Genomic DNA, 9,587 nt, shown 5'->3' on the forward strand with positions numbered 1-9,587 from the left:
CATGGCTGATATTCAAAACACTGTTCCCCAATCGGTCACGCCCCCCAGCGGCCGCGCACTCGCCGCACGTGAATTCTGGGCCAACTTCTCGCGCAATCGCGGCGCGGTCGGCGCCGGCGTCATCGTGCTCGTGCTGGTGTTTATCGCGATCTTCGCGCCGCTGATCGCGCCGCATAGCCCGATCGAGCAGTACCGCGATACGGTGAAGATTCCGCCCGCGTGGCTCGACGGCGGCAACTGGAAGTTCATCCTCGGCACCGACGAAGCGGGCCGCGACATTCTTTCGCGACTGATGTACGGCGCGCGGCTGTCGTTCTGGATCGGTTGCGTATCGGTGCTGCTCGCGCTGATTCCGGGCATCGTGCTCGGCCTGATCGCCGCGTTCTTCGACAGGTGGGCCGACACGCCGATCATGCGCGTGATGGACGTGCTGCTCGCACTGCCGTCGCTGCTGCTCGCGGTTGCCGTGGTCGCGATCATCGGTCCGGGCCTCTTCAACACGATGTTCGCGATCGCGATCGTCGCGCTGCCGGGCTACGTGCGTCTGACGCGCGCGTCGGCGTTGGGCGAATTGCACAAGGAATACGTGATGGCGTCGCGCGTCGCGGGCGCCGGCACGCTGCGGCTCATGTTCTCGCAGGTGCTGCCGAACTGCACGGCGCCGCTGATCGTGCAGGCCACGCTCGGCTTTTCGTCGGCGATTCTCGATGCGGCTGCGCTCGGCTTTCTCGGTCTCGGCGTACAGCCGCCCGCGGCCGAGTGGGGCGCGATGCTCGCCTCCGCGCGCGACTATATCGACAGCGCATGGTGGATCGTCACGATGCCCGGTCTTTCGATTCTGATCTCGGTGCTCGCGATCAACCTGCTCGGCGACGGGCTGCGCGACGCGCTCGATCCCAAACTGAAACGGATGGCCTGATATGAACGATCCCATGCGCGATCTATTGACCATCCGCAATCTCGCCGTCGACTTCGGCGGCCTTGCCGCGGTGGACCGCGTGAATCTCAGTGTCGCGCCGGGCGAAGTGGTCGGCGTGGTCGGCGAATCGGGCTCGGGCAAAAGCGTGACGATGATGGCGCTGATGGGCCTCATCGACGCGCCCGGCAAGGTGAGCGCCGACGAAATCAGCTTCGACGGCAAGAATCTGCTCTCCGCTTCGCCGAAAGAGCGCCGCAAGATTATCGGCAAAGACATCGCGATGGTGTTTCAGGATGCGCTGACGAGCCTGAACCCGAGCTATACGGTCGGCTATCAGATCAAGGAAGTGCTGAAGCTGCACGAAGGGCTGCGCGGCGAGGCGCTCAACAAACGCGCGCTCGAACTGCTCGATCAGGTCGGCATTCCCGACGCGAAAAATCGCATCGATTCGTTTCCGCATCAGCTGTCGGGCGGCATGAACCAGCGCGTGATGATCGCGATGGCGGTGGCGTGCAATCCGAAGCTGCTGATCGCCGATGAACCGACCACCGCGCTCGACGTGACGATCCAGGCGCAGATCATGCAACTGCTCGTGCAGTTGCAGAAGGAGCGCGGCATGGCGCTCGTGCTGATCTCGCACGATCTGGCCGTGGTGTCGGAGGTCGCGCAGCGCGTCGCGGTGATGTACGCGGGCGAGATTATCGAAACGAACCGCGTGCCCGAGATCTTCGCCGCGCCTCATCATCCGTACACCGAAGCGCTGCTGGCGGCGATTCCCGAGCACAATGTCGGCGCGGTGCGGCTCGCCGCGCTGCCGGGCCTCGTGCCGGGTCGCGACGACCGGCCGACGGGCTGTCTCTTCGCGCCGCGCTGCAAATACGTGGTCGACGATTGCATGAAAGCGCGGCCGCCGCTTGGCGGTTTGCCCCATCACGACGACACGGTTCGCGTGCGCTGTATCAAGCCGTTGAACCTGGCGGCCGATGCGATTCAACACGGAGGCGCACGATGAATGCAGTACCCGAAACGCGCCGCCCGGGCGACGCGGCCGGCGGCGACTCCGTGCTCGTCGCCGAGCAGCTTGCGAAGCACTACGACGTGAAGCGCGGCATGTTCGGCCACGGCACGGTGAAGGCGTTGAACGGCGTGTCGTTTTCGCTGACGCGCGGGCGCACGCTTGCCGTGGTCGGCGAATCCGGCTGCGGCAAATCGACGCTCGCGCGGCAACTGACGATGATCGAATCGCCGACCGCCGGGCGTCTGCTGATCGACGGCGAAGACGTCGCCGGCGCCGATCACGCGAAGATTGCCGCGCTGCGCCGGCGCGTGCAGATGGTGTTCCAGAATCCGTTTGCGTCGCTCAATCCGCGCAAGACCGTCGAGCAGACGCTCGGCGAGCCGCTCGCGATCAACACGCCGCTCACGGCGGCCGAGCGCGCCGAACGCATCGCGCACATGATGCGCATCGTTGGCCTGCGGCCCGAACACGCGAAGCGCTATCCGCATATGTTCTCGGGCGGGCAGCGTCAGCGCGTCGCAATTGCGCGCGCCATGATTCTCGATCCGCAGATCGTCGTCGCCGACGAACCGGTGTCCGCACTCGATGTGTCGATCCAGGCGCAGATTCTTAATCTGTTTATGGATCTGCAAGATGAGTTTAAGACTAGCTACGTCTTCATCTCGCACAATCTGGCCGTGGTTGAGCACATCGCCGACGATGTGATGGTGATGTATTTCGGCGGTATCGCCGAACTCGGCGACAATAAGACGATCTTCGAACGGCCGCGTCATCCATACACGCGGGCACTGATGTCTGCGACGCCGTCGATCTTCGAAGCGGACCGGCAGATCCGGATCAGGCTGCAAGGCGAAATGCCGTCGCCGCTGAATCCGCCGTCGGGATGTACTTTCCATCAGCGTTGCCCGTATGCGATCGACCGGTGCCGTCAGGAGGAACCGAAGCTGCGTGAAGTGGATGGCCGTCAGGTGTCGTGTCACCGCGCCGAGGAGGTGGGGGACGCGGATGCCTGAAACGGCCGCGGCGCGCTGCGCGGTGCGCCGCTGCGTCGATGGCGTCGATGGCGTCGGGTATCCGGTGCGCCTGGGGCACCGCTTGTTGCACCGCTTGTTGCGCCCGGCCGGGGCGATGCTCGTCGTGCTGGCTTGCGCTCTGGTTCTGGCTGCCGGGCTGGCCGTGATGGCAACGACTGCGCCGTGGCTGGCGGCGTGGGCGCCGGTGGCGTCGGCGTACGCGGCCGGCGACGCGTCCGCGAACACCCACGCGCAGGGCGCGGCGCGCCCGACGTTGCCGCTTCCGCATCCGCCGGCTGCGCCGCCGCGCGGCGCATCGCCAGCCGCCAATGCGCCGGCCGGCAATGCGCCACCGCCGGCGCCGGCGTCCTCGGGCACCACCACGGGCGGCCCCGTTCGGCCCGAGCCGGCCCGCATGCCGTTCTATGTCGCGACGCGCGGCACGACAACCATCTACATTCTCGGTACGCTGCACGTCGGCGACCCGGTCGACTATCCCCCGGGGCAGCCGTTCCGGCGGCCGATTCTGGCGGCGCTCGCCGCCTCGCCGACGCTTGCGCTCGAACTGTCTCCCGACGATCTGCTCGTCTCACAGGACGACGTATCGAAGTACGGCGTGTGCCGGTATCCGTGCCTGCCGAAGCTGCTGCCCGATCCGCTGTGGCGCAAGCTCGAGATGCGCCTGCGCGACAACCCGGCCGCGCTCGACGAGATTCGCAAGATGCGGCCGTGGCTCGCGTCGCTGCTCGTCGAAACCTACGATTCGCTGAGCGCGGGGCTGCAGACCGAGTACGGCACCGAGGCGCAATTGCAGAACGTCTATTTGCGTCAGCGCGGCAGGATCGTTGGGCTCGAGACGCTGGCCGAGCAGATGCGCGCGTTCACGAGCCTCACTCTCGCGCAGCAGCGCGAAATGCTGGCGCAGGATCTCGTGCAGACGCCGGCCGAAAACGTGAATGACGTGAAGACGCTGCACCGGCTATGGCGCGTCGGCGATGCCGATGCGCTCGCCGCATGGGAGGCGGCGAAGTCGGAGAAGCTTGCGCGCGATCCGCGCGTGTCGGCGTCGATCGACAACAAGATTCTTTATGAGCGCAATCGCCGCTTCGTCGCGCGAATGATCGCCATTTCGGCGCCGAACAAGCCGGTGTTCGTCGCGATCGGTGCGCTGCACCTCGGGGGCCGCAATGGCGTGCTGCAGTTGTTGCGGCAGCGCGGATTCGTGGTCGAGCCGAGTTGATTATTCGCCGCGCACCAGCGCATCGCGCATGCTTTGCACCACCGGTGTCCAGTCGCCGAGCGTCGTTTGCCGGAACAGCCGCGCGGTCGGATACCACGGCGAGTCGCTGCGGTGCTCGAGCCAGCGCCAGTCGGAGTTGGCCGGCAGCATGACCCACAACGGCTTGCCCAACGCGCCGGTCAGATGCGCGACGGCGGTGTCGACGGTAATCACGAGATCGAGATTGGCGATCAGCGCGGCGGTATCCGAAAAGTCGTTCAGCTCGGCGGTGAAGTCGAGCGGGCGGATCGCGTCGGGCAACGCGGCCAGTTGCGCCTGCGCGGCGCCTTTTTGCAGATTGAGCCACGCGACGCCGGTCAACTCGGCGAGCGGGGCGAGCGCCGCCAGCGGCATCGAGCGATAACGGTCGTTGCCGAAGGTCGGACTGCCGGCCCAGACGAGGCCGATTTTCGGCTGCACGCCGACGGTTTGGTCCAGCCGTGCGCGCCAGTGCGCGATTTTCGCCGGATCGGCGAACAGATACGGCACGGCGGCCGGGATGGTTTGCACTTCAGTGCCGACGACGGACGGCACGCTCATCAGCGAGATCCAGAAGTCGTAGTCGCCGCCCGGCGTGCCGGTCCATGCGCGACGCACGCCGGGTACGCGCTGCGCGATGTCGAGCAAGGGTGCGCGGACGCAGACGTCGACGATCGCGCCGCGCTCCGCGAGTACGCACGCATACCGCAGAAACTGGAACTGATCGCCGAAACCCTGCTCGCGCACGAGCAGGATGTGCTTGCCGTCGATCGGCTCGCCGCGCCATTCGGGAATGTCTGCCACCGCGATCGCTTCGTAGTCGCTGGCGCGCCAGCGTCGGGCGTATTCGGCCCAGCCTTGGCCGTAGTCGCCGCGCTTCAGATACAGCCACGCGAGATTCTGATGTGCGTCGGGCTGCCCGGGTTCGAGCGCGAGCGCCGCGCGATAGCACCGCTCCTCTTCGTCGTGGCGCCCCTGCGCGCCGAGCGAGGCGCCGAGGCAGACGAGGTTGGTCGCATTGCCGTTCAGCGCGACGCCTTGCCGGTAGTGCTGCTCGGCGTCGCGGTACTCGCCTAGCTTGCCGAGCGCGGTGCCGAGATTCACGTGTGCGTCGGCGAAGGCGGGGGCCGCGGCGATCGCCCGCCGGAAGTGAGCGGCGGCCGCGGCGAATTCGCCGCGCGCCTGCTGCGCGTTGCCCGCGTTGAAGTGCGCCTGCGCCGAATGCGGATCGAGCGACAGCGCGAGCTGATATTGCGCATACGCGTCGTCGTGACGGTCGAGCTTGTTCAGCGATGAGCCGAGATTGACGTGGACGTCGACCAGCGTCGGGTCGATGGCGAGCGCCAGACGATAGTGTTCGATGGCTTCTTCGAGCGCGCCTTGAGCCTGCAGTGCGACCGCGAGGTTGTTGTGCGCGTCGGCGAATGCGGGCTTCAGTTGCAACGCGTTGCGATAGCACTGCAGCGCGAACGCGGGCTGGCCGCTTGCCGCCGCGACCAGCCCGCGATTGCTCCAGCATTCGGCATTCGACGCGTCGAGCGTCAACGCGCGATCGAGCAGCGTGGCCGCGCTCGCGTGCTCGCCGAGCTGATGTTGCAGCACGCCGTAGTAGTGCAGCGCTTCGGGATGATCAGGTATGCTTGCGAGCGTTTCGCGATAGAGCGCTTGCGCTTCGGCGAGGCGGTCCGCGCGGTGCGCCTCGAGGGCGAACGCGAGGGCGGTGGGATAGGGTTGACCGACGTAATCGGCTTGACCGGCGGAAGAAGCAGACGTGCCGTCGGCACCCATAGGCGTGGCGGAAGTGGACATCGCGGATCTCGGCAGAAGGCCGGCGCGCGCGGTAAGGCATACGTGCCGGACTGTGGATTTTGGATGCCCACAAGCTTAGGTTCGGCGCGCTCCGCGTTGCATCAGACATATCCTAAATAGCGGCAAGGCCATTGTTTTGCGGCCCGCGCGGCCCGATCTCGTATCTCAAAAACGCGAAAACGGGGGGTGACGGCTTTCATGCACGCGCGCCGGTCGCGGCATGCACGTCGATTCCCGCGCCTTCGAGCGCACGGCGGATACGCCGCGCGAACGCAAGCGCATGCGCTCCGTCGCCGTGCAGGCAGATCGTCTGCGCGTTGATCGGCACCCACTGGCCGTCGACCGCCTTGACGCGCCCCTCGCGCACCATCGTCAGCGTACGTTCGAGCACGGCGTCTTCGTCGTCGAGCAGCGCACCCGGCTCCTTGCGCGGCACGAGCGAACCGTCGGCGCGATAGCCGCGGTCGGCGAACACTTCCTCGATCGCGACGAGCCCTGCTTTGCGCGCAGCCGTGACGAGGCCGCTGTTCGCCAGCCCGAATACGGCAACCGACGGATCGAAGTCGTGCACCGCGCACGCGATCGCGTCGGCGATGCGGGCATCGCGCGCCGCCTGGTTATAGAGCGCGCCATGCGGCTTCACGTGCGCGATGCGGCCGCCTTCGGCCTGCGCGATCGCCGAGAGCGCGCCGAGCTGATACAGCACGCCCGCATAGATATCGCCGGTCGGCAGGTCCATCTCCTTGCGGCCGAAATTGTCGGGATCGTTGAAGCTCGGATGCGCGCCGATCGACACGCCCTTTTGCACGGCCCAGCGTACGCATTCGCGCATCGCATTGGCGCCGCCCGCATGCCAGCCGCACGCGATATTCGCCGAGCTGACGAGATCGAGCAGCGCTTCGTCGGAGCCGCAGCCCTCGCCGAGATCGGCATTCAGATCGACTTCCATCATGTTCCTCCACTTTTCATTCGCGCGATGCGGCCTGGCGACGTTTCGTGCTCCTTCGCCCTCGCTCGCGCTGCCTCGCAATATGCGGCGCCAGCGGACGCTACTCGTCTCCCGCGGCCTCGGCGACCGGCCTCTCGCGCGCGCAACGTTCCTCACGCAACGCGATCGCCGCATCGATCTGCCGCAGATACTGCCGTTCTTCGAGCAGCGCGGCGCGCGCCTCATGCGGCGTCGTCGGGACAAAACGCACGGCGCCGTTGAGGCGGACCTGCGCGAGCTTCCATAGGTCAGCGTAGATCACCGAGCCGATTTTCGGGTAGCCGCCCGTGGTCTGCGCGTCGCTCAGCAGGACGATCGGTTGTCCATTCGGCGGCACCTGGATCGTGCCGGGCATGACAGCGTGCGACAGCAGATCGACCTTTTCGTTGCGCTCGAGCGCAGTGCCGGAAAGCCGATAGCCCATCCGGTTGCTGTTCGGCGTGACGAGCCATTCGTCGGACCAGAAGGCGTCGTGCGCGGCGTCGCTGAAGCGCTCGTACTCGGGGCCGGGCAGCACGCGGACCGGCAGCGCCCACGCGGCGCCCGAGGCGAGCCGGCCGTGCCGCGCCGGTTCGTCGACGAGCACGAACTTGCACCACGCCGGCGACTTCACGCCGAACGCGGGCGCATCCGGCTTCAAGGCGCGCAGGCCTGCGGCGGGCGCGCCTGCCGTTACGCCGGCTGGAGCATCCGCGGCGGCGCCCGCTGCGGCTCCAGCGGATACACCCGGGCCCGCGGCGACGCCGATCGGTAGCCGGTCGCCGTCGCGCAGCGCACGGCCGCCGAGGCCACCGAAGCACGCGCCAAGATCGGTGCTGCGCGAACCGAGCACCGGCAACACCTCGATGCCGCCCGCGACGCACACGTAACAGCGCATGCCGCGCTTCGCCGCGTTGAGCGTCAGCTCCTGACCCGCCTGCACGGGCAGGCTCCACCATGAATGAACGGGCGCGCCGTCGAGCGTCGCGCCGAACTCGCCGCCCGTGATCGCAATACGCGTCGCACGCGGAAAGCGCAGCACGGTCGGGCCAAACGTGACTTCGAGGCCGGCTGCTTCGGGCCGGTTGCCGACGAGCCGGTTGCCGACTTCGAACGCGAGCCTGTCGAGCGCGCCGCCCATCGCGATGCCGAGATGCCGGTAGCCGTGGCGGCCGAGGTCCTGTACCGAGGTCAAAAGACCCGCGCGGATCACGTCGATCATGCCTCCCGCTCCGCGAGCGTGAAGCGCACGCGGTCGCCCGGTTGCAGCAAGGCGGGCGGCGTGCGCGCCGGATCGAATAGCGACACCGTCGTGCGGCCGATCAGTTGCCAGCCGCCCGGCGACGCGGCCGGATAGATGCCGGTCTGCGCGCCGCCGATGCCGACCGAGCCGGCCGGCACTTCGACGCGAGGTTCGGCGCGGCGCGGCGTGTGCAGTGCGTGATCGAGTCCGCCGAGATACGCGAAGCCCGGCTGAAAGCCGAGAAAGAACACGACATATTCGGCTTGCGCGTGGCGCTCGATAACCTCCTGCGCGCTAAGACCCGTGTGCGCGGCGACCACGTCGAGGTCCGGCCCGTACGTGCCGCCGTATCGAACCGGTATCTCGACTTCGCGATCGGGCGCGGGCGCATCGCCGGCTGTGTCCCAGGCGGCGCGCAACTGCTCGGCGAGCGCGTCGCGATCGGCCGCGAGCGGATCGAACACAAGCGTAAGGTTGTTCATGCCGGGCACGACTTCGAGCACATGCGGCCATGTGCGCGCGGCTTGCGCCGCGGCCCAGACGCGCCGCTGACAGTCGAGCGTCGCGGGCGGCGCCGATTCGCAGACGAGTGCCGTATCGCCGAACGCATAGATGCGGGGATTGCCTGAAGTGAGGCGCGTCGATAGGCTCATGGGTCGTCGAGGGTCGATGTGCGGGTACGCAATCTCGAGTCCCGAGGCGTTTTTTTCTCGGGAAGGGCTGCCGTATAGTCTCATTAAAATATCAATAACTTCTCCATAAGCGTTTTCGCCAGGCTTTCACTCCAACGGCTGCGTCGTACACTTGGGACCCTTCCTGCGGCATTCCGGGGACCCTATACATGGCGCGTCATCCCACCAAGATAGTCTCGTCGGAACCTCTCGTTTCTGACGAAAGCGCGGAACTTTCAGAACTTGAATACGCGCTGATCATGGCGAGCAACGCGTTCAACCGGTGGATGGTCCGCTGCATGACGGCAGCGGGAGAAAAGGACATGACCGCGATCGAGGTGTCGCTGCTGCATCATGTCAGCCATCGCGAGCGCCGCAAGAAGCTCGCGGACATCTGCTTCGTGCTCAACATCGAAGACACGCACGTCGCGACTTACGCGCTGAAAAAACTCGTCGCGCGGGGATATGTGCAAAGCGACAAGAGCGGCAAGGAAGTGTTCTTCTCGGCCACCGACGCCGGGCGCGAGCTCTGCGTCAGGTATCGCGAGGTGCGCGAAAGCTGTCTCATCGCGACGCTGCGCGAGAGCGGTCTCTCGAACCAGCAGATCGGCGAAGCCGCGCAACTGATGCGCAATGCGTCCGGACTCTACGACACGGCCGCGCGCGCGGCCGCTTCACTGTAAGACAGG

Annotated in this window: 9 protein-coding genes; 5 read left to right on the top strand and 4 right to left on the bottom strand. The window is 66.8% G+C overall.

Annotated elements, in window-relative coordinates; translation table 11 throughout:
• The first annotated feature begins 1 nt into the window (after window position 1).
• The 4 genes from ACYPXD_RS16915 to ACYPXD_RS16930 are packed head-to-tail and all read left to right on the top strand — an operon-like array spanning window position 2 to window position 4,190.
• A complete protein-coding gene (locus ACYPXD_RS16915; protein ID WP_459713506.1) occupies window positions 2-919 on the top strand; it encodes an ABC transporter permease subunit in 918 nt (305 codons plus the stop codon).
• Window positions 920-932: 13 nt separating this feature from the next.
• Window positions 933-1,931 (top strand): ABC transporter ATP-binding protein, encoded by a 999-nt coding sequence (locus tag ACYPXD_RS16920; protein ID WP_459713657.1) that lies wholly within the window; start codon window positions 933-935, stop codon window positions 1,929-1,931.
• A complete protein-coding gene (locus ACYPXD_RS16925) occupies window positions 1,928-2,950 on the top strand; it encodes a peptide ABC transporter ATP-binding protein (protein WP_459713508.1) in 1,023 nt (340 codons plus the stop codon). Before ACYPXD_RS16920 ends, ACYPXD_RS16925 begins: the two co-directional genes overlap by 4 nt.
• Entirely contained in the window at window positions 2,943-4,190 is a 1,248-nt protein-coding gene (locus ACYPXD_RS16930; RefSeq protein WP_459713511.1) for a TraB/GumN family protein, read from the top strand. Before ACYPXD_RS16925 ends, ACYPXD_RS16930 begins: the two co-directional genes overlap by 8 nt.
• On the opposite strand, the gene ACYPXD_RS16935 is transcribed toward ACYPXD_RS16930, so the two are convergent.
• From ACYPXD_RS16935 to pxpB, 4 genes are all read right to left on the bottom strand, one after another.
• Complete coding sequence (locus ACYPXD_RS16935) at window positions 4,191-6,017, bottom strand: tetratricopeptide repeat protein (RefSeq protein ID WP_459713513.1); 1,827 nt, start codon at window positions 6,015-6,017, stop codon at window positions 4,191-4,193.
• Window positions 6,018-6,213: 196 nt separating this feature from the next.
• A complete protein-coding gene (gene pxpA / locus ACYPXD_RS16940) occupies window positions 6,214-6,966 on the bottom strand; it encodes a 5-oxoprolinase subunit PxpA (RefSeq protein ID WP_459713515.1) in 753 nt (250 codons plus the stop codon).
• 100 nt (window positions 6,967-7,066) lie between these two features.
• On the bottom strand, window positions 7,067-8,206 hold the full coding sequence (locus ACYPXD_RS16945; protein WP_459713517.1) for a 5-oxoprolinase subunit C family protein: 1,140 nt from the start codon (window positions 8,204-8,206) through the stop codon (window positions 7,067-7,069).
• Window positions 8,203-8,880, bottom strand: coding sequence for a 5-oxoprolinase subunit PxpB (pxpB, locus tag ACYPXD_RS16950; RefSeq protein ID WP_459713519.1), 678 nt, complete (start codon window positions 8,878-8,880; stop codon window positions 8,203-8,205). The genes ACYPXD_RS16945 and pxpB overlap by 4 nt, the downstream gene beginning before the upstream one ends.
• A 188-nt stretch (window positions 8,881-9,068) precedes the next feature.
• On the opposite strand from pxpB, the gene ACYPXD_RS16955 reads away from it, so the two are divergent.
• Complete coding sequence (locus ACYPXD_RS16955; protein ID WP_459713522.1) at window positions 9,069-9,581, top strand: winged helix DNA-binding protein; 513 nt, start codon at window positions 9,069-9,071, stop codon at window positions 9,579-9,581.
• The last annotated feature ends 6 nt before the right edge of the window (window positions 9,582-9,587 follow it).

The sequence above is a fragment of the Paraburkholderia sp. 2C genome (genome assembly GCF_054589215.1).